Raw genomic sequence first — 23875 nt, 5'->3', positions numbered from 1 at the left:
CGCCAGGCTCGCCGGGTAGTTGTATCAAATATCTGGTCTGCCTCGCTGGCCTGGGTGGTGGGGTGTGCGCAGGCAGCCGATAAGGATGCTCCGGATCGATCCCATGCCATACCTATCGACGTCGCTGGAAAGGGCCGCGACCTCGGCGAGCACGGTGTCGGCATCGACGCCCGCCGCTCTTGCCTCCGCCAGCAGGTCGCGCAGTCTGAGCAGTTCGTCGCGCGTGTCGCCGTCGTGGTCGCGGGCCGAGAGGTGCAGCAGCTGGGTGCGCAGGCCGGCCGCCGAGTCCGGCCGCTCGGGCAGGTGCGCCGCCCAGCGGAACGAGGTGTACCGGTCGAAAAGCGCGCGGACCGCCGCACGCTCGGCCTCGCCACCCTCCGCGTACACCTGTATCAAAGCGCGGAGGACAACCGCCGACTCCTCGGCGACGCCGGCCTGCTCGACCGCCGGCGGCGCCGCCCGCATCCGCTCCATCCAGCCCGCCAGATCGTCGAGCGGCACCTCCTGCGTGGCGATCGGGCGGAGGGCGGCGTCGAGTCGCGCGACCCGGCGCGACAGGTCGACCAGGTCCATGAAGCAAGTTTGACGTACCCGCGTGGTGAGGTGGGAGGCGTGATCAGTACCTCCGCCGGTGTCCGCCGCACGTACTACGTCCTCGAGTTGGGCAACACGCTCGCCGCCTCGCTGATCTGGGGGATCAACACGATCTTCCTGCTCGACGCGGGCCTGTCCAACTTGGAGGCCTTCGCCGCCAATGCGTTCTTCACCGCCGGCATGGTGCTCTTCGAGGTGCCGACCGGGGTGGTGGCCGACATGTGGGGGCGGCGCGCCTCGTTCCTGCTCGGCACCGTCACGCTGGCCGTGACCACCGCGCTCTACGTGCTGCTGTGGCAGATCGAGGCGCCGTTCTGGCAGTGGGCGGTGGTCTCGCTGCTGCTCGGCCTCGGCTTCACGTTCTTCTCCGGCGCCGTCGAAGCGTGGCTTGTCGACGCGCTCACCGCCACCGGATACCAGGGGCAGCTGGAGGCGGTCTTCGCGCGCGGGCAGGCGATCAGCGGCGCCGGCATGCTCGTCGGCTCGGTCGCCGGTGGGTACATCGCCCAGCTGATCAACCTCGGCGCGCCGTTCGTGCTGCGGGCGGCGATCCTCGCGCTGATGTTCGTGGCGGCGTCGCTGCTCATGCGCGACCTCGGCTTCACCCCGCGGCGCGACCTGCGCCCGCTGGCGGAGATCCGCGAGATCGTGGCCAGCTCGGTCGAGTACGGCTGGCGCGTCCCCGCGGTGAAGTACCTGATGCTCGCGGCGCCGTTCACCGGCGGGGTGGGCGTCTACGTCTTCTACGCGCTGCAGCCGCACCTGCTCGACCTCTACGGCAACCCGGAGGCGTACGGTGTCGCCGGCCTCGCCGCCGCCCTCGTGGCCGGCGCGCAGATCGTCGGCGGCCTGGTCACGCCCCGCATCCGCCGCCTCTTCCGGCGCCGCACGTCCGCGCTGCTCGCGATCGAGGGCGCGTCGGTGGTGGTGATCCTGCTGCTCGGCCTGCTCACCAGCTTCTGGGCGGCACTCGTGCTGGTCGCGGTGTGGGGGCTGCTGTTCGCGGCCGCGATGCCGATCCGGCAGGCGTACCTCAACGGGCTGATCCCGTCGCAGCAGCGCGCCACGATCCTGTCCTTCGACTCGCTGATGGGAAGCTCCGGCGGGATCGTGACGCAGCCGCTGCTCGGCCGGGCGGCGGACGTGTGGGGCTACCCGGCCTCGTTCCTGTTCTCGTCGGCCGTGCAGGTGCTGGCGCTGCCCTTCGTGGCCCGCTCCCGCGCCCAGCGCGCGCCCGCCGACTCCGACGTGGCCGCTACTCCGACTCCTTGAGCCGGTCGCGGGCGTCGCGCTCGACAAGGTTGGGTACGAAGTCCCGGACCGTCGCGTCCGAGTACTGTTCGCGGGCCTCTTCCACGACCTGCTCGACCTCGCCGGCGGGGCGGTCGTCGAAGTCGCTGGTGAGGGCCTGCTTCACGTGTTCGACGGCGACCTGCTCGCGCAGCTCCTCGTCGATTCCGGGGCGGTGTTCCTCCGTAGTCATGTCCGCTCAGTACCCAGGTCGCGCGGCCCTGTACCGTTGCGCAACGCGACCTTGAGACCCGAACCGGCGGAGTGCATGCGCAGCAAGACCGAGCTCCAGGAGGCGATCCGCAGCGAGCGGCGCGCCGTCCTCGTCGTCAACGCGCGTTCCCGCCGCGGGCGGCGGCTCTACGAGCTGGTCCGCGAGCGGCTCGACGGCTTCAACCTCCTCGGCGCGTTTCCGGTCGAGCGTCCCGGCCAGCTGCCCGGCGCGCTGGCGGAGGCGATCGCGCTCGGCCCCGACCTGCTGGTGGCCGGCGGCGGCGACGGCACGGTCAGCGAGGCCGCGCGGCACCTGGCGCACCGCGACATCGCGCTCGGCGTGCTGCCGCTCGGCACCACCAACAACTTCGCCCGCGCGCTCGCCATCCCGCCCCGCCCCTCGGGCGCGCTCGGCGTGCTGGCCGCCGCCACCGTGGCCGATGTCGACCTGGGGCAGGCCGGCGACACCATCTTCGCCAACCACGCGAACGTCGGGCTCTCCGCGCAGGTCGGCCTCCGCGTGCCGGCGCGGCTGAAGCGGCACATCGGCAAGTCCGCCTACCCGCTCACGGCGGTCGCGCGGCTGGCCTGGCACCGGCCCTTCCGGGCCCGCATCACGGCGGCCGGCACGGAGTACGAGGTGGTGACCCACCAGCTCAACGTCGTCAACGGCCGCTTTCAGGCCGGGCAGCCCATCACCCGCGACGCCACAGTGGACGATCGGCTGCTGCACGTCTATCCGCTCGGCGGCGGGCGGCGGCGGCAGCTGCTGTCGGCGAGCCTGCGGCAGGCGGTCGCGGGCCACCGCCGGGCGACGGCACCGCCCTTCCTGGCGACCGACGACCTGCTGGTCGAGACCGACCCGCCCCTGCCGCTGGACGTGGACGGCGAGGTGCACGGCCGCACCCCGGTGCGGATCCGCCTGCTGCCCAACGCGCTGCGCGTGCTGGCCGGACCGTCCTTCGTGGACACCTGATCCCACGCCTGCGGTTGATCAGGGAGCTGGTGGGCGTGTCGCCGCACCAACTCCCTGAGCGACAAGTGGGGTGGTGGGTCAGCCCAGCTCGGCGATGTGGTGCTGGATCAGCTCCTCGTCGGCGCCGGCCTCGATGAGCAGGTCGACGGCCACTATCGCGTACCAGTTGTCGGCCATCGCGTGCGCGGCCGCGGCCTCCGCCAGCAGGTCGGGGTCGGACGAGGTGGCGCTGAGCTCGGTCAGCGCGTCGGCGCGGGTGAGGCCCGGCCGGTAGCCACCGGCGTGATCGTCGGCGATGCGGTGCAGCCGGTCGACGGTGGCCTGCCGATTCTGCGTACGGGTGTCGGGCACACGCCAACCCTATCGCACACATGTTCGAAAAGCTGGCCCGACTCACCCGGGCAGTTCGGCGAGCCGGCGGCGCAGGTGCTCCATCTGCGGTGCGCTCAGGCCGAGCGCGATCGCCCTCTCGTACGCGCCCTTCGCCTCGCCCGCCCGGCCGTCGCGGCGCAGCAGTTCGGCGCGGGTGGCGTGCCACCACGGGTACCCGCCGAGCCCGTCGATGCCGTCGACCAGCGCGAGCCCCGCCGCCGCGCCGTCGCGTTCGGCCACCGCCACCGCCCGGTTGAGCCGCACGACCGGGCTGTCACGGACGGCGAGCAGCACGTCGTACCAGGAGATGACCGCGTCCCAGTTGGTCTCGGTGTAGCTGGGCGCGAGCGCGTGGCAGGCGGCTATCGCGGCCTGCACCGCGTACCCGTCGGGCCGGTCCGGCGTGCGGCGCAGCGCCCGGCCGACCAGCTCGACCCCCTCCTTGATGGCCGCCTGGTCCCACCGCGCCCGGTCCTGGTCGGCGAGCAGCACCTGCCCGCCCGCACCGTCGAGGCGGGCGCCGCGCCGCGCGTCGTGCAGCAACAGCAGCGCGAGCAGGCCCAGCGCGGTCGGCTCGTCGGGCATCAGCTCGGCCAGGAGGCGACCCAGGCGGACCGCTTCGGCGGTGAGCGCGACCCGCACGAGGTCGGCGCCGGCGCCGGCCGCGTACCCCTCGTTGAAGATCAGGTAGATCGTCGCCGCGACCCCGGTCAGGCGGGCCGGAAGCTGCTCGGCGGGCGGCACCCGGTACGGGATGCCGGCCTGGGTGATCTTCTGTTTGGCGCGGGTGAGGCGCTTGGCCATGGTCGCCTCGGGCACGAGCAGGCCGCGCGCCACCTCCGCGGTGGACAGGCCGCCGAGGGTGCGCAGCGCGAGGGCCACCTGCGCCTCCATCGACAGCGCCGGGTGGCAGCAGGTGAACACGAGGCGCAGCAGGTCGTCGCGTACCGTCTCGGGCGGCTCGGGCACCGGGCCGGCGAACATCGTGGCCTCGGCCTCCTTTCCGGCCCGCCGCGCCTCCCGCCGGATGATGTCGACGGCCCGCCGCCGCGCCGTGACCAGCAGCCAGGCGCGCGGGTTTTCCGGCACGCCGTCGCGCGGCCAGGTCTCCAGCGCCCGCACGACGGCGTCCTGCGCCGCGTCCTCCGCGAGGTCGATGCTGCCGGTGACGCGGGCGAGCGTGGCGAGCACGCGGGTGCCCTCCTCGCGGATCAGCCGTGCGACCGCGTCACCGGTGAGCATCGCGCCCCTATTCGTCGAACTCGAGCACCGGCCGCACCTCGACGGCGCCGTCCCAGGCCGCCGGGATCTTCGCGGCGACCGACACCGCCTCGTCGAGGTCGGCGCACTCCAGCAGGTAGAAGCCGGTCAGCGCCTCCTTCGTCTCCGCGTACGGCCCGTCGGTGGTGACCACGTCGCCACCCTTGCCGCCGGTCACCCGGACGGTGGTGGCGCTGGATGTCGGGTACAGCGCCGAGCCGCCGCGCAGCACGGCGGCGGCCGCCTCGCCGAACTCGTTGTACTCCTTGCTCGTCTCGGCGAACTCGGGCCGGCTCCAGTCGACGTCGGCCGTGTAGATGAGTGCCGCGTACTTGGGCATCGCTCGCTCCTATGGTCGGTGCCGGCGCCGCTCGCCGGCTTCCACTCTAGGGACGAACGGGTCCGCCGGGTTCTGGACAACCGGCCAGGATCATTTTCAGGCCACGTACACCCCGGCGGCCGCGGCGGCCGAGGCGGCGCGCGCGGCCCGGTCCGCGGCGGCCTCGTCGAGGGGATCGCCGCTGGTGAGCAGCCGGTAGTACAGCGGTGCGGAGACGGCGCGCACCACCTCGCGGGCGTCGGTGCCGGCGGGTAGCTCGCCCCGCTCCACGGCCGCCGCCACGCAGGGCGTCCACTCGTCGACCCGGATCTCGTAGAAGCGGTGCAGTGCCTCGGCGGTGCGCGGGTCGTAGGTGGCGGCGGCGATCAGCGCCTTGAAGAGCGCACCCTGGCGGGCGTCGGCGAGCGTGCGGCGGACCAGCCGCGCGTTGGCGGTGAGGTCGCCGAGCAGCGTGCCGGTGTCGGTGCGCGGCAGCGAGGACTCGGCCATCTCGGCCAGCAGGTCGGCGACGAGCGAGGCGGGGGTGCCCCATCGCCGGTACACGGTGGTGCGGCCCACGCCGGCGCGGCGCGCGACCTCGCCCAGGTCGAGCAGCTCGAGGCCGCCCTCGGCGAGCAGGTCACCGGCCGCGCGGAGCACCGACTCGCGCACCCGCGCCGTGCGCCCGCCCGGCCGCACCATGTCGTGCGTCATAAACGGTACTCCAGTTCCATTAGCCGTGTTACATTAACGGAACAATAGTACCGTTAAGGAGGTCGTAATGGAGTATCGGCGGCTGGGCGCGTCGGGGTTGAAGGTGCCGGCGCTGGCGTTCGGGGCGGGGACGTTCGGCGGGAGCGGGCCGCTCTTCGGGGCGTGGGGCAGCACGGACGCGGCGGAGGCCCGCCGGCTCGTGGACATCTGCCTGGAAGCGGGGGTGACGCTGTTCGACACCGCCGACGTGTACTCGGCGGGAGCCTCCGAGGAGGTGCTCGGCCGGGCGATCAAGGGGAGGCGGGACAAGGTGCTGATCTCCACCAAGACCGGCCTGCCCGTGGGCGACGGCCCCAACGAGGCCGGCTCGTCCCGCACCCGCCTGATCGAGGCGTGCGAGGCGGCGCTGCGGCGGCTCGGCACGGACCACATCGACCTGTTTCAGCTGCACGCCTTCGACGCCGGTACGCCGGTCGAGGAGGTGTTGTCCACACTGGACGGCCTGGTGCGCGCGGGCAAGGTGCGCTACGTCGGTGTCTCCAACTTCGCCGGCTGGCAGCTGATGAAGTCGCTCGCGGCGGCCGAGCGGCACCACCTGCCGCGGTACGTCGCGCACCAGGTCTACTACTCGCTCGTCGGCCGCGACTACGAGTGGGAGCTCATGCCGCTCGGCCACGACCAGGGCGTCGGCGCGCTCGTGTGGAGCCCGCTCGGCTGGGGCCGGCTCACCGGCAAGCTGCGCCGCGGGCGCCCGCTGCCGGCGGGCAGCCGCCTGCACCGCACCGCCGACTTCGGACCGCCCGTCGACGACGAGCACCTCTTCCGCGTGGTCGACGCCCTCGACGCGGTGGCCGAGGAGACCGGGCGCGCGGTGCCACAGGTCGCGATCAACTGGCTGCTCCAGCGCCCCACGGTCGCCTCGGTCATCGTCGGCGCCCGCGACGAGGCCCAGCTCCGGCAGAACCTCGGCGCCGTCGGCTGGAGCCTCACGCCGGACCAGGTGGCCCGCCTCGACGCCGCGAGCGCGCGGACCGCGCCGTACCCCTACTTCCCGTACCACCGCCAGGAGGGATTCGCCCGCCTCAACCCGCCCCTCGCCGCGTGATGGTTTCTCAGAGCGCGTGGAGGGTCGGCACCGCGGCGGCGAGCAGCAGGTAGAGGGCGGGCATCGGCGTGTTGGCGGCATCGCGGGCGCGCAGGTGGGCGGCGATCGCGAGGGCGAAGTACACGACCAGGGCCGCCGCGGCCGCGATGCCCACCGGCGTGAGGAACAGGCCGACCACGAGGCCGGCCGCGCCCGCGAGCAGGTTGAGCCGGTCTTCGGGCACGCCGACGCGCGTGTACGTCGCGACGACATCCGGGCGGTGGCCCAGCTTACCGAGCGCGGTGACGGGGAGCAGGGCGGTGAGCGGCAGCGTGACGGCGGCGGTGGCGATGAGCATGGGAGCGTGCGCGGGCTCGGCGCCGACGCGCCGGGCTGGCGCTGGCACTGTTCGACGGGCTGCGCTTCCAGTCGCTGGTCGACCCGGCCCTCGCCATCGAGGGCGATCACATGGTGCGGGCGCAGGTGCGGCTGCGCGGCGTCATGCCGGCGGCGGACTGAGCGCGGCCAGCAGGGCGCGCAGCGCGGGCTGGTCCAGTGTGGACTCCCGTACCGCGGCATGGATGGACCGCGACGGCTCCGGCCGGCGCAGGCGGCGGGCGACCACCGACGGGTGGCGGTTGCCCAGCCCCGTCTCCGGCATGAGCGCGACACCGAGCCCGGCCGCGACGAACCCCTGAGCGGTGGCGTAGTCGTCGCTCTCCACGGCGACGCTCGGCGTGAACCCCGCCGCCGCGCACGCGTCCCGCACGATCTCGCGGCACGGGCCGGCCGGCCCTTCGCAGTCGACCCACGGCTCGGCCGCGAGGTCGGCCAGGTCGAGGACGCGCTGGGCCGCGAGCGGGTGGCCCTTGGGGAGCACCGCGCGGTACGGGTCGTCGAGCAGGTGCACCAGCCGGATGCCGGGCAGGGCGCTCGCCCGCCCGGGCCTCACCACGACGATCGCGAGGTCGGCCTCGGCCCGCTCCACCTCGGGCAGCGGGTCGTCCGGGTCGGCGAGGCGCAGGTCGACGGCGACGCCCGGGTGCGCGCGGCGGAAGCGGGCCAGCGCGGGCGGCACGAGCGCGGCGCCGGCGGTGGCGAAGTAGCGCACGACCAGCCGCCCGGTGCGCCCGGTCCGCAGATCCGCCAGCGCGGTCTCGGCCTCGGCCACCCGCTCGCCGATCGCGCCCGCGGCCTCGGTCAGCAGCCGCCCCGCCGCGGTCGGGCGCACGCCACGGCCGACCCTTTCCAGCAGCGGCGTGCCGGCCTGCCGCTCCAGGGCCGCGACCTGCTGGCTCACCGCGGACGGGGTGTAGCCGAGGTTTGACGCGGCCGCGGTCACCGAGCCGCTGGTGACCACGGCACGGAGGACAAGCATGCGGCGCACGTCGAGCATGTAGCTCAGCTTAACGATAGGTACCACATCTTTCACTTGTCCTGCCAGGTCGCGAACGGCACGGTGGGGGAGTGGTACGCATCGGCACGCTCGCCCTCCTCTGGGGCTCGGGCTTCCTCTGGATCAAGGTGGCGCTCAACCACGGCCTCTCGCCCGTGCAGATCACCGTCGCCCGCTGCGTGCTCGGCACCGCCGTGCTCCTCGCGCTGGCCGTGGCCGCCCGGCAGCGCCTCCCGCGCGAGCCCGCCGTGTGGCGCCGCCTGGCCGTGGCCGCCCTGCTCTGCAACGCGCTGCCGTTCGCCTTGTTCGCGGTCGGCGAGCGCACCGTCGACTCGGGCCTCGCCGGCGTGCTGAACGCCACGACTCCCTTGTGGACGCTCTTGATCGGGCTGGCCACCGGCGTCGAACGCGCCGGCGCCGCCCCCGTGGCCGGCCTGCTGCTCGGCTTCGGCGGCGTGCTGCTCATCTTCGCGCCGTGGCACGCGCACGCCTCGTGGGGCGCCGCGGCGCTGCTGGCGGCGGCGGCCAGCTACGGTGCCGGCTTCGTCTACATGGGACGGTCGCTGACCGGGCGGGGCACCGCGCCGGCCGCGCTGTCCGCGGCCCAGCTCCTCGCCGCGACGGGCTGGAGCGCGCTGGCCCTGCCCGCGGCGGGCCCGCTGGACACCGACGCGACCGGCGTGGCGGCCGTGCTCGTGCTCGGCGTCCTCGCCACCGGCGTCACCTTCTACCTCAGCTACCGCCTCATCGCCGACGAGGGGCCGACCAGCGCCGCGACGGTGGGCTACCTGCTGCCGGTGGTGTCGGTGGCCCTCGGCGCCGCCGTGCTGGACGAACGCCTCGGCCCGCGCGTCCTGGCCGGCATGGCCGTGGTGCTGCTCGCGGTCGCGCTCACCCGCCGGAGTCTCGGCGCAGGATCTCGATCATCGCTTGGGCGGCCGCGAGCTGGTACTCCAAGCTGACGATCCGGACCGCGTCGTTCATGCGGGTGCCGTCGTCGACGAGCTGGCGCGCCCGGTCGGCCCGCTCCAGGTCGTCGCGGCTGTACCTCCGGTGCCCACCGCCGGAACGGTGCGCGGCGAAGAGCCCGGCGGCCTCGGCCGCGCGCAGGAAGGCGGGCGTCACCCCGATCGCCTCCGCGGCCGCACCCATCGCGAACCCGGGGAAGCCGGCATCCCCGAGCGCGGCGGCGTGTGCCCGCGGCGGTGGCCCGGCCGCACCGGCCGGGCCACCCGGGTCAGTGCCGTCAGGACGCGGCGGAAGCGGTGGCACGGTCCCGTCCGGTCTCGCCGGCGATCATCTTGTGGCCCTCGTGCGAACCGAGCGAGGACTCGCCGGCGCGGCTGATCGAAATCTTCCGCGGCTTGGCCTGCTCGGCGAGCGGGATGGTCAGCGTCAGCACGCCGTCGCTGTAGTGGGCCTGGACGCTGTCGACCGCGAGGCCGTCACCGAGCACGAGCTGGCGGCTGTAGACCCCCGAGGGCCGCTCCGACACAAGGTAGGTCGCCCCCTCCGGGTCGTCGCGACGCCGCTCGGCCCGCACGGTCAGCGTGTTGTTTTCCGCCGACACATCGAGCGAGTCGGCGTCGATGCCGGGAAGGTCGAAGCGCAGGACGAACCTGTCGCCCACCCGCAGGCAGTCCATCGGCATGGGCGCCGGCGTGCGCGCGGCGCCGAGCATCTCGCCGGCGAGCCGGTCGAAGTCACGGAACGGATCGAAACGCAGCAGCATGACCAACACACCTCCAAGATCGGTGCCAGTCCGACCTGGCCTGGCAGACGCAGAAATTCTATACCCGCTGCTGCAGATTTCAACCCCTGCTCGTTCCGACCGACATGATTCATTGGGCTACCGCGATGTCCGCGGTGGTCCGGACCGTTGCTCCCGCGGCCTCACCCTCCGCGACCCGCAAGCTCCCCGCGAACCCGGCCCGGCCGCCGCGGTGACGCTTCCGGACGACCCGCACCGGTCGGGGATGCGCGAGGCTGCTGCGGCCTGATGTCCGCGCAGGCTCAGACCCCGGCCCGCGGGCCGGTCGCGGCGATGGCGCTCCGCGGCGCGCAGGCTCAGCCCGCGGACCCGGCTCGATGGCCGCGATGGCACTCCCGGACAACCTGCGCCGATCTCGGATCCGCTTTCGGAGTTTTCGTCGTCTGGAGTCCATGCGCGTCAGCGCCTCACTCTCTGCGGTCGCCCAGCTCAGCCCAGGAGCCTGCTCCGGCAGATCTTGGCAAGTTTGCGTCGAATAACGCGCTAACTCACCAAGATTTCGAAGCTCACACCGCCGGCACCTGATCGACAGTCACAGACCGCAACGAAGGCGGACCCGCGCACTCCCGCCTCGAAGATCTGCAGAAGCACGGGTAGGGGAAGACCAGATAGGTGGATCTTGCATCTTGCCTGGTCTATGCCTTACGCCGTAAACCGGCCACTGCGGCGCGGACACCTTGAGATGGAGGGCACGGGAGGCTGTCGCACGGCAAGCAATCCCAACTCCGAAAGTCGAGCGGCGCCAACTCACCAAGATCTGCGGGAGCGGGAACGCACCCCACGGCGGACGTCGCGGTAGCCCGCATCAGATTCGGGTTGGTCTAGACCGTGACCGGCTGCGGGAGATCGTGGTACGGATCAGCCCTTGGCCGGGCCGATCCGTACCACTAGCTAGTCCTGGGCTTTGCCGGAGGTGACGCGGGCCAGGATCAGGGCGACCAGGATGATGGCGCCGTAGATGGCCTGGATCCACTGTGCGGACACGCCGCCCAGCGTGAGGATGTTGTTGATCAGGCCGAGCACGATCACGCCGCACAGGGCGCCGAAGAGCGTGCCCTTGCCGCCGTCCAGGCTCACGCCGCCGATCACCGCGGCCGCGAAGACCGTGAAGATCATGCCGTCGCCCTGTGCCGAGGCCACGGAGCCCAGGCGGCCGGTCATCAGCAGGCCGGCCAGCGCGGCGAGCAGGCCGCCGATCATCAGGACGATCCACACCACGCGGTCGGTGCGGATGCCGGCGGCGCGGGCGGCGTCGACGTTGCCGCCGATCGCGTACACGGCGCGGCCGTGGCGCAGGAAGCCCAGCGCCAGGATGCCCGCGGCGAAGAGGACGCCGCAGATCCAGATCGACGCGGGCAGGCCCAGCCACACGGCGTTGCCGAGGTAGAGCACGGACTGCGGGATGTCGAAGAGGTTCTGGCCGCCGGTCAGGCCGATCTGCAGTCCACGTAGGACGATCAGCATGCCCAGCGTCACGATGAACGCGGACAGCTTGAAGCGCAGGATGAGCAGGCCGTTGAACGCGCCGATCGCCAGGCCGACCAGCAGGCAGAGCGGGATGGCGAGCGCGACCGGCAGCTCGGTGCCGAGGCCGTTGCTGGCGACCGGGATGACCAGGCCGACCGCGAGCGCGGGCGCCAGGCCGATCGTCGACTCCAGCGACAGGTCGAACTTGCCCGCGATCAGGATGATCGCCTCGGCGAGCACCAGCAGGGAGAGCTCTGTCTGCTGCTGGAGGACGTTGGTGATGTTGGCCTTGGTGAGGAAGACCGGGTCGATGATGGCACCGACGATCACGAGCAGCAGGATGGCCGGTACCAGGGCGAGGTCCCGGAACCTGGCCAGCTGCACGCGGCGCCCGCCCGGCAGCGGTGGGATGACCGAGGGCGGTTTCGCCACGGTCCGCGAGTTGGTCACCGTTCTACTCCCTCCACCGCCGCGATCAGGTCCGCGTCGGCCCAGCCGCGCGGCACCTCGCGGACCACCCGTCCGTGAAACATGACCAGCACCCGGTCGCACGAGCGCAGGTCGTCGAGCTCGTCGGAGACCACCAGCACGCCGGTGCCACCGGTCGCGGCGGACGCCACCGCGCCGAGCAGGGATTCCTTGGAACGCACGTCGACGCCCGCGGTCGGGCTGACCATCACGAGCGCCTTGGGTTCGTTGCTGAGCGCCCGGGCGAGCACGACCTTCTGCGCGTTGCCGCCGGACAGCGCACTGACCGGCTGGTCGGGGCCGGACGTCTTGATGTCGTACGCGTCGATCATCCGCTGCGCCGCCGCCCGCCGGCGGGCGGGCGCGATGACGCCCGCGGGGCCGAGCTTTCCGGCGATCGGCAAGGTCGCGTTTTCCGCCACCGACAGCAGGGGTACCAGGCCCTCACGGTGCCGGTCCTGCGGCAGGTAGCCGAGGCCGGCGGCGAGTGCGGACGGCACGCTGCCGGGCTTGGGGCGGCCGCCGGCGACGGTGACCGTGCCGCCGTCCGCCTTGCGCAGCCCCGCGATCGTCTCGGCGAGCGCCACCTTGCCGCTGCTGCCCGAGCCGATCAGCCCGACCAGCTCGCCGGCGCGCACGGTGAGGTCGATGTCCTCGTAGAAGCCGGACAGGCGCAGGCCCTCCACCGACAGCACGGCCGCCGCGTCGCCGACGGGCGGGCGTACGGCACCGGACGAGAGCAGCGGACCCGCGTCGCCGGTCATCGCGCCGACGAGCTCGTCGTGCGGCAGGGTGGCGACCGGCGCGGTGAGCACGTGCCGCGCGTCGCGGAAGACCGTGACGGTCTGGCAGACCTCGTACACCTCCTGGAGGTGGTGCGAGATGAACAGGAACGTCACGCCGCCCTCGCGCAGCTGCCGCATCCGGTCGAAGAGCCGCTCGATCGCGGCCGCGTCGAGCTGCGCGGTGGGCTCGTCGAGGATGATGAACCGCGCGCCGAACGAGAGCGCCCGCGCGATCTCAAGAAGCTGCCGCTGCTCCACCGTCAGGTCGCCGGCCACCCGCGCCGGGTCGACGTCCACGCCGTACCCGTCGAGGAGGTCCGCCGCGCGGCGCCGCAGCGACCGCCAGCTGATCAGGCCGCCGCCCTGCCTGTTCAAGAAGAGGTTTTCGGCGACGGTGAGGGTCGGGATGATCGTGGACTTCTGGTACACGCAGGCGACGAGCCGCCGCCACGCGTCCCGGTCGGACAGCGGGGGAGCGGGCTCGCCGGCGAAGCGCACCTCGCCGGCGTCGGCCCGCTGCAGGCCGGTCAGGATCGAGACGAGCGTGGACTTGCCGGCGCCGTTGCGCCCGACGAGCGCGTGCGTCTCGCCGGGCGCGACCGTGATGCCGGCGTCCAGCAGCGCGGTCGTCGCGCCGTACCGCTTGGTGATGTCACGCGCCGCCACGGCCGGGAGGGGGGTTCCGGCCGTGGCGGCGGTGTGTGGTGCCGGTGCGGTCATCACTTGCCGATCTGGTTGCCCCAGAGGGCCTGATCGTCCACGTTTTCCTTGGTGACGAGCGGCGCGGGCAGCTGGTCCTCCAGCGTGCCGTTGCCCACGTCGATGATGTTGCTGCCGTGGTCCGTCGGGCCGGGCTGGAACGTCTTGCCCTCCACGGCCGCCTTCGCGTAGAAGAGGGCGTACTTGGCGTACAGGTCGGCGGGCTGGGAGACGGTCGCGTCGATCTCACCCTTGCGGATGGCCTCGAACTCCTGCGGGATGCCGTCGTTGGAGACGATGAAGATGTGCTTCGGGTCCTCCGGCGGCACGAGCAGGTTCTTCGACTTGAGCACCTGCAGGGTCGGCGCGAGGAAGACGCCGCCGGCCTGCATGTAGACGCCCTTGATGTCGGGGTGCTGGGCGAGCCGGGTCTGCAGCGCCGCCGCGGCCTTGGTGCCCTCCCACTCGGTGGGCTCCTCGAAGACCGTGATCCCGGGGTACTTGCTCTTCATGCACTCGATGAAGGCCTCGGACCGGTCCCGGCCGTTGATGGAGGAGAGCGAGCCCTGGAACTCGATCACCTTGCCCTTGCCGCCCAGCTTCTCGCCGAGGAACTCGCACGCCTTCTGCCCGTACGCCCGGTTGTCCGCGCGCACGACCATGAAGACCTTGCCCTTGTCCGGGCGGGTGTCCACAGTGACCACCGGGATCTTCTTCGACTCCAGCGTGCTGAGCGTGGTGGCGATCGCGCCGGTGTCCTGCGGTGCCATCACGATCGCCTTGGCGCCCTGGCTCTGCAAGGCCTGCGCGTTGGCGACGAGCTTGGCCACGTCGTTCTGCGAGTTGGTCGGTGTCATCAGGTTGATGCCGAGCTCGGTGGCGAACTGGGGCACGTACTTGGCGTACGAGTTCCAGAAGTCCGAGTCGGCGCGCGGCAGGTCGATGCCGATCTGGCCGCTGCCGGATCCGCTGCCCGTGCTGCCGGTCCCGGTGCCGGCATCGTCGCCGCACGCGGTCAAGCCGGCCGCGAGCGCGGCGGCCATGAAGATGGCCGTGACTGGTCTGCTGATATGTCTCATCGATGCCCTCGATTCAGGTGGGGTGTCGCGGGCGTTGACGGGTGGAAGGCGGCGCCGCCGGCCTCGACCGGCATGCATCCGATGTTTGTCGTGAGATTACGGCCGACGTCGCCCGGAAACAAGACCATCTCGGGCGGTCAACCCCAAGAACATCGGATGTTTCGGTTTCTTGTGAAGTCCGGGGGCGAGCCTTTCGCTCGAATGGGAACAAGTGCGGCAAAGATCGGAGGTATCTTAGCGGCTCAGACATGATCAAGGGACCCCCCAAATCGTTATGAGGAGCCCCTTGATCAACGGGTCGCGGCTAGCTTGTGACCAGGTTGAACTTCTCCCATGGGCCGATTGTGGTGCGGTTTGCCACGAGCGGGGCGGCACCGGCGTTCTCCGCGGCGACGTACCGGCTGTTGACCGCCGCGCGGAAGCTCACCGTGCCGTCCGAGTTGCGGATCATGGTGAAGCGCTCCCATGACCCGATCGCCGTGCGGTTGGCGATGAGTGGCGCGGCGCCGGCGTCCTCGGCCGCCACGTACCGGCCGTTCACCCGCGCCCGGAGCGCCACCTGACCGCCGCCCGCGTCCACGACGTCGAACCGCTCGGCGGTACCGAATGCCGTCGCGCTCGCGACCAACGGGCTGGCGCCGGCGGTCACGAACCGGCCGTTGGCCACCGCCCGCAGCCCGGTGCCGGACTCGCCCGGCGTCGGGTTGAAGCGGTCCGCCCAGTAGCGGGTGCGGTCCAGGTACGCCGTCTCCGCCGCCGCGCCGGTCAGGCCGTACGCGCCGTTGAAGGTCTGGTACCCGTGCCCGGCCGGCGGTGTGTAGCTCGCCGGCTCGATCACCGAGCCCTCGTGCCACTCGTTGAACGACGTGATCGACACCCAGGTCGGCGGGCCGCCGGTGGCCGTGCCGAGGGCGTTGTTCCACTGCCGGTCGTACGCGGCCCCGTTGTCCCGCGCGAGAGTCGGCGTGGTGTTGCCCGGCACCGCCCGGTCGTCGATGTAGCCGGGCGCGATCGACGGCGCCCACACGAGCCCGTTCGCCTTGCAGAACGCGCTCGCGTTGGCCCACCCCGGCGCGGTGGCCCCGGCGATGCCGTCGTACGTGTACATCCCGCCGAAATGGGCCACCTTGGTCGTGTCGGTGGTCTGCGCGAGCACGATGTTGCCGGCCCGCACCTGCGCCAGGGGACTCCAGTCGGTGACCCGCAGGCTCTCGAACACATAGAACGCGGCCCGGTTGCCGTGCGCCGCGTCCCGGTAGAAGGCGGGGTGACCGCCGTACCGGCTGTTGATGTAGTTGATGTCGGCGACCGTGGAGGCGGCGGTGCGGGTGCCGTACGGCTCCAGGTGCCAGGCCACCTTGACGCCCTGGCGGTTGGCGGCGTCCATGACCCGCGTGACCAGCGTGTCCTCGTACGAGCCCTGGCCCCACCAGCTGTACACGAGGACGCCGACCCCGGCCCGGGCGATCCAGGCCATGTGCTGGTCGACGACCCGGGTGTCGCCGGAGTCGTACGCGCCGAGGGTGGGGTAGAGGTCGGCCCCCACCGCCTGTGGCGGGGTGTGCCCGCCCTGCTGCCAGTGCCGGTAGCTGCCGTTGACGGCGGGACTGCCGTACCAGGGGTAGTAGAAGATGTGCACGTTGGAGGCGAGCGCCCCCGGCGGGAGCGCGGCCTGTGCGGCCTGCGCGGGCGGCGGGTTGGCCGCCCACGCCGCCGCCACCACGAGCATGGCGGCGACGGCGGAGCGTAAGAGTCGCATCATGCTCCGATCAGCTCGAACTTCTCCCACGGCCCGATCGCCGTGCGGTTGGCGATGAGCGGCGCGGCGCCGGCGTTCTCGGCGACCACGTACATGCTGTTCACGTTGGCCCGCAGGCTCTCCGTACCGTCCGAGTTGCGGATCAGCGTGAACGTCTCCCACGGTCCGGCCGCGGTGCGGTTGGCGATGAGCGGGTTGGCGCCGGCGTTGTCCGCGCAGACGTAGAGGCCGTTGGCCCGGGACCGCAGCGCCACGTTCGCGCCGCCGAGGCTGACCAGGTCGAACTGCTCCCACTGCCCGATCGTCGCCCGGTTGGCGATGAGCGGCTGGGCGCCCGCGTCCGCGGCGCTGACGTACTGGTTGTTGGCCTGCGCGCGGAGGCTCACGAGCGTGCCCCCGGTGCCGGTGTTGAGCGTGAACGCGTCGACGTCGAAGAGGTTGCCCGCGCCGCCCTTGAAGACAAGGTAGAGCGAGGTCGCCGCCGCCGGGCCCGCGTTGAGGCTGGCGGAGACGTTTGTGAACGTCTCCCAGCTGCCGGTCACGGGTACGGTGACGCTGCCCAGAAGCGTGCCGGTGGCCGAGCCGGTACGCACCTCGATCGTGCCGCCGGCGCCGGCCGACGAGACCCGGGCGGTGATGCCGTTGACGTTCGACAGGTTGTACGGCGTGTACGAGATCCAGTCGTTGTTTTCGATGTGGCCGGCCGTGCGCCCGCCCTCGGCGGCCGCGTGGTCGGCGAGCTGGACGCCGGACTGCGCGCTGAAGTGCTCGCCCTGCCGGTGCCGCGGCTGCAGCGTGCGCAGGCTGTGCGTGGTCAGCCCGCCGTTGTCGGTGTACGCCGCGTCGAAGACACCGTAGATGTTCGCCGCCGCGTCGTGCTCACCGTCGACCGGGATCGTGATCTGCCCCGTGCAGCCGGTCGAGGAGGTGATCTGGTGCGAGTGGCTGTCGTGGCCGAGCAGGTACGTGACGCTCACCCGCGAGCAGTCGATCGTGCCGTCCTCCGGGTCGCTGACCGTCACCTGGAAGGGCACGCTGTCGCCGAAGTTGAACAGCCGCCCGTCGCCGGGCGAGGTGAGGGTGACCGCCGGCGCCGTGTTGCCCACGTTGACCACCAGGCTCGCGGTGCCGGTGAGCCCGGCCGGGTCGGTGACCCGCAGCGTCGGCGTGTACCGGCCGTTGGCCGTGTACGTCTTCGTCGGGTTCGCCGCCGTCGACGTGGTGCCGTCGCCGAATGTCCACAGGTAGCTCAGCGCGCCACCCTCCGGGTCGGACGAGCCGGCCGAGGAGAAGTTGATGGTCAGCGGCGCCGGGCCGGAGAGGCGGTTGGCGTTCGCCACGGCGATCGGGTTGCGGTTGCCGCCGCCGATGTACTCCACGCGGACCAGGGCCTGGTTGTTCGAGCCGGTGCCGTAGTCGAGCACGTAGAGCGCGCCGTCCGGGCCGAAGGCCATGTCCATGACCTGCGTGCCGGTCCACGGGAAGTTCGAGATCTCGCCGCGGGAGCCGTCCGCGTTCACCGCGATCGCCTTGATCCAGCGGCGGCCGTACTCGCCGGCGAAGAACTGCCCGTTGAGCGCCGACGGGAACTTGACGGACGAGCTGAGTCCCGCGTCGAACCGGTAGACCGGGCCGCCCATCGGGGACTCCGAGCCGCCGCCGAACTCGGGTGGCGAGCCGGCGTCGCCGTACTTGATCCAGGCGCCCCGCGCCGGCGGCAGCGTGCCCTGTCCGGTGTTGCGGAAGGAGTTGTTGGTCGCCCCGCCCGCGCAGTTGTACTTCGGCCCGGTCGAGCCGGTCGCGAAGTTCCACTCGTTGTACGTCTCGCTCGTGCTGTTCGAGCCCGTGCAGTACGGCCAGCCGTAGTTGCCCGCAGACGTGATCCGGTCGAACTCGACCTGCCCGCCCGGCCCCCGGTTCGCGTCGGTGACGCCCGCATCCGGGCCGTAGTCGCCGACGTAGACGGCGCCGGTCGCCTTGTCGACGCTCATCCGGAACGGGTTGCGGAAGCCCATCGCGTAGATCTCCGGCCGCGTGTTCGCGGTGCCCTGCGGGAAGAGGTTGCCCGAGGGGATCGCGTACGAGCCGTCCGCGTTCACCTTGATGCGCAGGATCTTGCCGCGCAGGTCGTTGGTGTTGCCGGAGGAGCGCTGCGCGTCGTACTGCGGGTTGCGATTGGTGCGCTCGTCCAGCGGCGAGTACCCGGCCGACTCGAACGGGTTGGTGTCGTCCCCTGTGGACAGGTACAGGTTGCCGGCCGCGTCGAAGTCGATGTCGCCGCCGACGTGGCAGCAGAGCCCGCGGTCGTTGGGCACCGAAAGGACGATCCGCTCGCTCGACAGGTTCAGCGTGTTGTTGGTGTTGAGCGTAAACCGGGACAGCCGCAGGTGGCCCTTCCACGCCGCCCACGTCGACTCGGTGCCGGTCGCCGGTGCGTCGCCGGACGGGGTGGTCAGCGTCGGGGAGTAGTAGAGGTAGACGAACCGGTTGGTGGCGAACGCCGGGTCGACGGCGACGCCCTGCAGCCCTTCCTCGTCGTGCGTGTACACGGAGAGCTTGCCGGCGACCGTGGTGTTGCCGGCCACGTCGGTGACCCGGACCGTGCCGTCGCGGGCGGTGTGGATGACCGAACGGTTGGGCATGACGGCGAGCGACATCGCCTCGCCCAGCTCGGCGCCGCCGGTGGCGAGCACCACCGTCTGGTAGTCCGTGGCGGGGATGACGATCGCCTGCGCGGGTGTCTCGGCGAGCACCGGGAGGGTGGCGCCGACGAGGGCCGCGGCGAGCAGCCCCGCTCTTCTTCGCACTCTTCTTTCCGTCCTCATGGGGGGTCCTTCCGGAGGTGGAAAGGCCCCGGCACGCAACGCGCGCCGGGGCCCGGTCGAGGGGTCAGGTGCCGTATATGTCCAACTCCCAGAGGGAGTAGCCGTAGGAGGTGAGGGCGCGCTGCGTGCCCAGCACGCGCAGGTACCGGCCGCTGCCGGTGACCGCGACGTCGTCGACGCCGCCGTCGCCGGTGGTGGTCGAGTGGACGGTGGTCCAGGCGCTGCCGTCCGGCGAGGTCTGTATCTGGTACGCCCGCGCGTAGGCGGCCTCCCACGACAGCCGCACCCGGGTGAGCGCGTACGTCGCCCCGAGGTCGACGCTGATCCACTGTGGATCGGTGTACGCGCTGCCCCAGCGGGTCGCGGTGTTGCCGTCGACCGCGTTCGCGGCCGCGTGCGGGCTGCCGGACTCCACACTGGACGCCGTCACCGGCCGGCCGCGGGCGAGGTCGGTGGCGGGCGGCGGTCCGCCGTCAGCCTTGATCCGGATGTTGCGGTAGTTGATGTCGAGGCCGTCGCCGTCGTTCTGCACGCCGATGTGGCCGTTGGCGATCGCCCGGCCGCTCGTGTAGTCGTTTATCTTCACACCGTTGAGCCAGATCTCGACCCGCTGGCCGGTCACCCGGATCTCGTAGGCGTTCCACGAGCCGGGCGGGTTCAGCGCCGCGTCGCGCACGGCGGCGTCCGGACCCTTGAAGCTGTAGACGCTGCCGGTGGTCCGCGTCGGGTCGGCGTCGGTGGCGTCGATCTGGATCTCGTGCCCGGTGTCCACCGGCCGCCACGGGTCGCCCTGCGGGTCGGGGAAGCCGATGAAGACGCCGCCGTTGTCGTCACCCGGCATCATCCAGTCGAGCTTCAGCGAGTAGTTCGAGAACGTGCGGACCGGGTACCAGAGCAGGCCCATCCCGCCGAACGAGGTGAGCGTGCCATTAGCCAGCGTGAAGCCGCCCGGCCCGGCCTGCCGCCACTGGTTGAGGCTCGCCTGCGTGCCGTCGAACAGCGGCGTATACCCGGTCTCCGGACGGCAGTCGGCGGGCCGGTTGCCGGCGGCGATCTGGATGCCGCCCAGCAGCATGCGGGTGAAGTTGGGGTCCGAGTAGGACTCGTCGGTGTGGCCGAGCCCGGTGTACCAGGACCGTCCACTGCCGACCGACTTGCACCAGGTGATCGGGTGGTCGCCGCCCATCGAGCCGCCGCTGTACGTCGACTCGTCCAGGCTGGCGAGCACCTTCGCCGTGGAGCGCGGGTTGGTGCGGTAGTTGTACCACTCGTCGAGGCGGCTCCAGGTGGGCGGCAGGTGGGCGGTCGAGGCGTTGCCCCGGTCCTCGACCCGGATCGTGGCCGTCTGGTTGGCGGGGTGCGAGGCGAAGTACGCGCCGACGAGGTCGCCGTACCACGCCCAGTCGTACTCGGTGTCCGCGGCCGCGTGCACGCCGGCGTAGCCGCCACCGCCCGCGATGTACGACTGGAACGCGGTCTGCTGGCTGGCATTGAGCACGTCACCGGTCGTGGAGAGCCAGACGACGGCCTGGTACTGGGCGAGGCTGGCGGTCGTGAACTGAGCCGCGTCCTCGGTGGCCGTCACGGAGAATCCGTTGGCGGCGCCCAACTGCTGGATCGCGGCGATGCCGTGCGGGATGGAGGAGTGGCGGAAGCCGGCGGTCTTGGAGAAGACGAGCACGCGGGTGAGGGGCGCGGCCTGTGCCGGGCTTATCACGACGGCACCCGACACCACGGCCACCGCGGCCGCGACGGCTAGAGCGAGTCTGCGCATGAGAGCTCCTTGCGGGAAGCGGGGGCGTGGGGGTCCGCCGTGCCATTGAGCGGACCCCCACGGCTCATCCGCACCGGGTCAGGTCCAATACCGGATCGGGTCCAATACCGGGTCAGGTCCAATACCGGATCAGGTCCAATACCGGTCAGGGCACCGTCCAGGTCTGCGCCCCGGTGCCGTTGCAGTCGTAGATCTGGAGTTGGGTTCCGTTTGTGACGTTCGACGCGGGGATGTCCAGGCAGCGCCCGGACTGGGGGTTGCGGAGCGCGCCGTTCGGCTGGGCCGCCCACTGCTGGGCGCCGGTGCCGTTGCAGGTGTACAGGTGGATCTTCGTGCCGTTGGCCGTCCCGCTCGCCTGCACGTCCATGCACTTGCCGAGCGCGCGGATCGTGCCGTCGGTGCCGACGGTCCAGCTCTGCTGCGCGGCGCCGTTGCAGTCCCAGATCTGGATCCGGGTACCGTCGGCGGTCGCCCCGCCGTTGACGTCCGCGCACTTGCCGAGCGCCCGGATCGGGCCGGTGCGCGGGCCGGTCGGCGTGCCGGGCGTGCCGACGCCGGGACCGACGAACGTGTAGCTGTCCAGGTCGAGGAACGCCGCGCCGGCCGGGCCGTTGAAGACGATGTACAGGTCGTGCGTGTTGTCGTCCGGCTTGGTGATGTTCGCGGTGATGTCCCGGTACGTGTCCCAGCCGCCGGTGCTCGGGACGGTCACGCGGGCCACCTCGGTGCCGGTCGGCGAGTCGAGGCGGAAGGAGATCGTGCCGCCCGCGTCACCCGACGACACCCGCGCCCGCACCTGGGTGATGCCCTTGAGGCTCACGCCGTGGTGCCGCACGTACTCTCCATTTTGGATGTCGCCGAGCCGGAAGCCGCCCTCGGCGCCGGCGGCCGCGATCACCTGCGGGCCGTTGAGTGAGACGTAGTGCTCCGCCTGCCACTGCTTGGGCCACAGGGTGATCTCCCGCTCGCCGGTCAGCGGCACGGTGCCGGACGCGCCCCGGTCGGTGTAGCTGCCCCGGATCACGAAGAACAGCACCGAGTCCGGTCCGGCGTGCACCGGGCCGGTGTTGAACGTGGCACCGCAGCCGGTGCCCTCGCCCTCCTCGTGCGCGTGCTCCTGGTGGCCGAGCGCGGCCCGCACCACGACGCTGCCGCAGGCGATCGCGCCGTCCTGCGGGTCGGTCGCGGACGCGGTCACGGCGAGGTTGTCCTGCCACGAGAAGAGGCCGCCGTTGGGCAGCCCGCCGATCGTGACGGTCGGCCTCGTGTTGCCGACGACGATCGGCAGGGTCGCCGTGCCGGAGCGCCCGGTGCCGTCGTTCACGGTCAGCCGGGCCAGGTAGGAGCCGGCCGACGGGTACGTGAACGTGGGGTTGGCCGCCGTCGAGTCGACGCTGCCGTTGTCGGTGAAGTCCCACGCGTAGGCGAGCGGGTTGCCGTCCGGGTCACTGCTTCCGGCGCTGGAGAAGCTCACCTGGAGCGGGGTGGTGCCGCTGTCCGGGTTGGCGGTCAGCTTCGCGATCGGCGAGCGGCCGCCGGAGATGTAGTTGATTTTGTACAGCCCCGCGTCCGGCGCGCCGGAGAAGTAGCCGCTGCCGTACTCCAGCATGTAGAGCGAGCCGTCGGGCCCGAACTCCCAGTCGATCGGGTGCACGAAGCTCATGCCGGCGAGCACCGGCTCGATCACCGTCGGCGTACCCGTGGCCGGGTTGCCGTTGTTGAACTGCACCTCTTTGACCCAGTTGCGGCAGTACTCGGAGATCAGCCACTTGTTGTCGTAGTACTGCGGCCACTTCACGTCCGAGACGAGGTTGGGGTCGTAGTGGTACACCTCGACGTGGTTGGGCGAGCCGCAGCCACCCGGGTTGTCCAGCTGGGGCCACTCGCGGCTGCCGCCGTGCTGCTCCCACACCAGCGCCGGCCTGGTCGGCGGCAGCTGCTGCAGGCCGGTGTTGCGCGGCGAGTTGTTGACCGGACCGGTCGACCCTCCACAGGGGAACCAGCCCCGCGGCGCGTTGGTCGCGAAGTCCCAGTCGTTGTACGCCACGTTCGGCCCGCCGCAGTACGGCCAGCCGTAGTTGCCCGGCGCGGTGGCGCGGTTGAACTCGTCGTAGGCGGCCGGGCCGCGGTTGGCGATCGTCGCGCCGGCGTCCGGGCCGACCTCGCCCCAGTAGAGGGTGTTGCCGGCCTTGCGGTCGACGAAGATGCGGTACGGGTTGCGCACGCCCATCACGTAGATCTCGGGGCGGGTGTTCGCCGTGCCCTGCGGGAAGAGGTTGCCGGCGGGGACCGTGTACGTGCCGTTCGCCTCCGGGTGGATCCGGTTGATCTTCCCACGCAGGTCGTTGGTGTTGCCCGAGGTGCGCTGCGCGTCGTACTGCGCGTCCCGGCTGGTGCGCTCGTCGATCGGCGCCATGCCGGCCGAGTCGCCGCCGGAGTTCGTGTTGTCGCCGACCGCGACGTACAGGTTGTTGCTGCTGTCCCAGCTCATCGAACCGGCTGAGTGGCAGCACAGCCGCCGCTCGGTCGGCCACTCGATGATCATGTCTTCGGCGCCGAGCGTGTTGGTGCTCGGGTTGAAGGTGAACCGCGAGATCCGGTTCACCAGCGGCGTCACGGCGGGGGAGTAGAAGATGTAGACCCACCGGTTGGTGGCGAACTGCGGGTGGATCGTGATGCCGATCAGCCCGTCCTCGAAGCGGGCGTCCAGCTGCAGGGTCAGCGCGACGGATGTGGTGCGGGTGGCCGGGTTGTACAGGCGCACCTGGCCGCCGCCGGCGCTCGTGCCGCGGTTGATGTAGAGGACCTTGTGGTCGGGGAGGACGGCGAGCTCGATCGGCTCGCCCATCGACAGGCCGCCGTCCAGGCGTACCTTCTCGAAGCCGCTCGTCGGGGGTGGTGCGGCGGCCGCGGGCTGTGCCGGGACGACGACCAGCGCGGTCAGTGCGGCCATCGCGAGCGCGCGCCATCGACGCGTGAAGGGCATGGCGTACTCCAGGCTTGGGGGCCCGGCCGGCCGCTGGGCACAGC

General features: G+C 71.8%; 21 protein-coding genes. 4 read left to right on the top strand and 17 right to left on the bottom strand.

Annotated features, from left to right (window positions below):
* Positions 1 to 24: 24 nt before the first annotated feature.
* Positions 25 to 573: a hypothetical protein gene (locus Phou_RS05350; RefSeq protein ID WP_173054069.1), complete on the bottom strand. Its 549-nt coding sequence runs from the start codon at positions 571 to 573 to the stop codon at positions 25 to 27.
* Positions 574 to 612: 39 nt separating this feature from the next.
* On the opposite strand from Phou_RS05350, the gene Phou_RS05345 reads away from it, so the two are divergent.
* Entirely contained in the window at positions 613 to 1866 is a 1254-nt protein-coding gene (locus tag Phou_RS05345) for an MFS transporter (protein WP_218578769.1), read from the top strand.
* On the opposite strand, the gene Phou_RS05340 is transcribed toward Phou_RS05345, so the two are convergent.
* Positions 1850 to 2077, bottom strand: coding sequence for a three-helix bundle dimerization domain-containing protein (locus Phou_RS05340; RefSeq protein ID WP_173054065.1), 228 nt, complete (start codon positions 2075 to 2077; stop codon positions 1850 to 1852). The genes Phou_RS05345 and Phou_RS05340 overlap by 17 nt on opposite strands.
* 75 nt (positions 2078 to 2152) lie before the next feature.
* Between Phou_RS05340 and Phou_RS05335 the strand changes: the two genes are divergently transcribed.
* Positions 2153 to 3073 carry a diacylglycerol/lipid kinase family protein gene (locus Phou_RS05335; protein ID WP_173054063.1) on the top strand — a complete coding sequence of 307 codons (921 nt, stop codon included), beginning with the start codon at positions 2153 to 2155 and terminating at the stop codon, positions 3071 to 3073.
* Positions 3074 to 3151: 78 nt separating this feature from the next.
* Here the strand turns inward: Phou_RS05335 and Phou_RS05330 are convergent, their stop codons facing one another.
* The 4 genes from Phou_RS05330 to Phou_RS05315 all read right to left on the bottom strand — a co-directional run bounded on the left by Phou_RS05330 (position 3152) and on the right by Phou_RS05315 (position 5738).
* A complete protein-coding gene (locus Phou_RS05330) occupies positions 3152 to 3424 on the bottom strand; it encodes a hypothetical protein (protein ID WP_173054061.1) in 273 nt (90 codons plus the stop codon).
* 42 nt (positions 3425 to 3466) lie between these two features.
* Positions 3467 to 4687, bottom strand: coding sequence for an RNA polymerase sigma factor (locus tag Phou_RS05325; RefSeq protein WP_173054059.1), 1221 nt, complete (start codon positions 4685 to 4687; stop codon positions 3467 to 3469).
* 7 nt (positions 4688 to 4694) lie between these two features.
* Positions 4695 to 5045 carry a YciI family protein gene (locus Phou_RS05320; RefSeq protein WP_173054057.1) on the bottom strand — a complete coding sequence of 117 codons (351 nt, stop codon included), beginning with the start codon at positions 5043 to 5045 and terminating at the stop codon, positions 4695 to 4697.
* Positions 5046 to 5141: 96 nt separating this feature from the next.
* Positions 5142 to 5738: a TetR-like C-terminal domain-containing protein gene (locus tag Phou_RS05315; RefSeq protein WP_173054055.1), complete on the bottom strand. Its 597-nt coding sequence runs from the start codon at positions 5736 to 5738 to the stop codon at positions 5142 to 5144.
* 67 nt (positions 5739 to 5805) lie between these two features.
* On the opposite strand from Phou_RS05315, the gene Phou_RS05310 reads away from it, so the two are divergent.
* Positions 5806 to 6843 carry an aldo/keto reductase gene (locus Phou_RS05310; RefSeq protein WP_173054053.1) on the top strand — a complete coding sequence of 346 codons (1038 nt, stop codon included), beginning with the start codon at positions 5806 to 5808 and terminating at the stop codon, positions 6841 to 6843.
* A 7-nt stretch (positions 6844 to 6850) separates the two neighbouring features.
* On the opposite strand, the gene Phou_RS05305 is transcribed toward Phou_RS05310, so the two are convergent.
* Positions 6851 to 7228: a DoxX family protein gene (locus Phou_RS05305; RefSeq protein WP_246273267.1), complete on the bottom strand. Its 378-nt coding sequence runs from the start codon at positions 7226 to 7228 to the stop codon at positions 6851 to 6853.
* A gap of 93 nt (positions 7229 to 7321) precedes the next feature.
* Positions 7322 to 8218: a LysR family transcriptional regulator gene (locus tag Phou_RS05300; protein WP_173054051.1), complete on the bottom strand. Its 897-nt coding sequence runs from the start codon at positions 8216 to 8218 to the stop codon at positions 7322 to 7324.
* 71 nt (positions 8219 to 8289) lie between these two features.
* Between Phou_RS05300 and Phou_RS05295 the strand changes: the two genes are divergently transcribed.
* Positions 8290 to 9180, top strand: a complete 891-nt coding sequence (locus Phou_RS05295) for a DMT family transporter (protein ID WP_218578768.1) — start codon at positions 8290 to 8292, stop codon at positions 9178 to 9180.
* Here the strand turns inward: Phou_RS05295 and Phou_RS05290 are convergent.
* The 9 genes from Phou_RS05290 to Phou_RS05250 form a co-directional block, all read right to left on the bottom strand.
* Complete coding sequence (locus tag Phou_RS05290; RefSeq protein ID WP_246273265.1) at positions 9110 to 9490, bottom strand: MerR family transcriptional regulator; 381 nt, start codon at positions 9488 to 9490, stop codon at positions 9110 to 9112. The two genes, Phou_RS05295 and Phou_RS05290, sit on opposite strands and share 71 nt — an antisense overlap.
* A complete protein-coding gene (locus Phou_RS05285) occupies positions 9465 to 9950 on the bottom strand; it encodes an Hsp20/alpha crystallin family protein (protein ID WP_173054049.1) in 486 nt (161 codons plus the stop codon). The genes Phou_RS05290 and Phou_RS05285 overlap by 26 nt, the downstream gene beginning before the upstream one ends.
* Positions 9951 to 10880: 930 nt before the next feature.
* Positions 10881 to 11906, bottom strand: coding sequence for an ABC transporter permease (locus Phou_RS05280; protein WP_246273263.1), 1026 nt, complete (start codon positions 11904 to 11906; stop codon positions 10881 to 10883).
* Complete coding sequence (locus Phou_RS05275; protein ID WP_246273261.1) at positions 11903 to 13375, bottom strand: sugar ABC transporter ATP-binding protein; 1473 nt, start codon at positions 13373 to 13375, stop codon at positions 11903 to 11905. The genes Phou_RS05280 and Phou_RS05275 overlap by 4 nt, the downstream gene beginning before the upstream one ends.
* A gap of 53 nt (positions 13376 to 13428) precedes the next feature.
* Complete coding sequence (locus Phou_RS05270) at positions 13429 to 14487, bottom strand: sugar ABC transporter substrate-binding protein (RefSeq protein WP_173054045.1); 1059 nt, start codon at positions 14485 to 14487, stop codon at positions 13429 to 13431.
* Between the two features lie 304 nt (positions 14488 to 14791).
* Positions 14792 to 16249, bottom strand: coding sequence for a glycoside hydrolase family 99 protein (locus Phou_RS05265; RefSeq protein WP_173054043.1), 1458 nt, complete (start codon positions 16247 to 16249; stop codon positions 14792 to 14794).
* The gene (locus Phou_RS05260) at positions 16246 to 19071 is read right to left on the bottom strand and encodes a PQQ-dependent sugar dehydrogenase (protein WP_173054041.1); all 2826 of its coding nucleotides are present in this window, start codon (positions 19069 to 19071) and stop codon (positions 16246 to 16248) included. Before Phou_RS05260 ends, Phou_RS05265 begins: the two co-directional genes overlap by 4 nt.
* Before the next feature lie 64 nt (positions 19072 to 19135).
* Complete coding sequence (locus tag Phou_RS52205; protein WP_173054039.1) at positions 19136 to 20845, bottom strand: ThuA domain-containing protein; 1710 nt, start codon at positions 20843 to 20845, stop codon at positions 19136 to 19138.
* Positions 20846 to 20990: 145 nt separating this feature from the next.
* Positions 20991 to 23831 (bottom strand): ricin-type beta-trefoil lectin domain protein, encoded by a 2841-nt coding sequence (locus tag Phou_RS05250; RefSeq protein WP_173054037.1) that lies wholly within the window; start codon positions 23829 to 23831, stop codon positions 20991 to 20993.
* Positions 23832 to 23875 lie beyond the last annotated feature (44 nt).

Origin of the sequence: Phytohabitans houttuyneae (assembly GCF_011764425.1) — a bacterium.
GTDB lineage: Bacteria > Actinomycetota > Actinomycetes > Mycobacteriales > Micromonosporaceae > Phytohabitans > Phytohabitans houttuyneae.
The sequence above is the reverse complement of the archived record's forward strand: the minus strand, read 5'-3'. Positions and strand labels throughout refer to the sequence as shown.

Coding starts and splice junctions, on each gene's coding strand:
- Phou_RS05260 (WP_173054041.1), bottom strand. CDS start 19,071: ATGAGGACGGAAAGAAGAGTGCGAAGAAGAGCGGGGCTGCTCGCCGCG.
- Phou_RS05350 (WP_173054069.1), bottom strand. CDS start 573: ATGGACCTGGTCGACCTGTCGCGCCGGGTCGCGCGACTCGACGCCGCC.
- Phou_RS05340 (WP_173054065.1), bottom strand. CDS start 2,077: ATGACTACGGAGGAACACCGCCCCGGAATCGACGAGGAGCTGCGCGAG.
- Phou_RS05250 (WP_173054037.1), bottom strand. CDS start 23,831: ATGCCCTTCACGCGTCGATGGCGCGCGCTCGCGATGGCCGCACTGACC.
- Phou_RS05265 (WP_173054043.1), bottom strand. CDS start 16,249: ATGATGCGACTCTTACGCTCCGCCGTCGCCGCCATGCTCGTGGTGGCG.
- Phou_RS05320 (WP_173054057.1), bottom strand. CDS start 5,045: ATGCCCAAGTACGCGGCACTCATCTACACGGCCGACGTCGACTGGAGC.
- Phou_RS05310 (WP_173054053.1), top strand. CDS start 5,806: ATGGAGTATCGGCGGCTGGGCGCGTCGGGGTTGAAGGTGCCGGCGCTG.
- Phou_RS05285 (WP_173054049.1), bottom strand. CDS start 9,950: ATGCTGCTGCGTTTCGATCCGTTCCGTGACTTCGACCGGCTCGCCGGC.
- Phou_RS05300 (WP_173054051.1), bottom strand. CDS start 8,218: ATGCTCGACGTGCGCCGCATGCTTGTCCTCCGTGCCGTGGTCACCAGC.
- Phou_RS05325 (WP_173054059.1), bottom strand. CDS start 4,687: ATGCTCACCGGTGACGCGGTCGCACGGCTGATCCGCGAGGAGGGCACC.
- Phou_RS05315 (WP_173054055.1), bottom strand. CDS start 5,738: ATGACGCACGACATGGTGCGGCCGGGCGGGCGCACGGCGCGGGTGCGC.
- Phou_RS05270 (WP_173054045.1), bottom strand. CDS start 14,487: ATGAGACATATCAGCAGACCAGTCACGGCCATCTTCATGGCCGCCGCG.
- Phou_RS05335 (WP_173054063.1), top strand. CDS start 2,153: ATGCGCAGCAAGACCGAGCTCCAGGAGGCGATCCGCAGCGAGCGGCGC.
- Phou_RS52205 (WP_173054039.1), bottom strand. CDS start 20,845: ATGCGCAGACTCGCTCTAGCCGTCGCGGCCGCGGTGGCCGTGGTGTCG.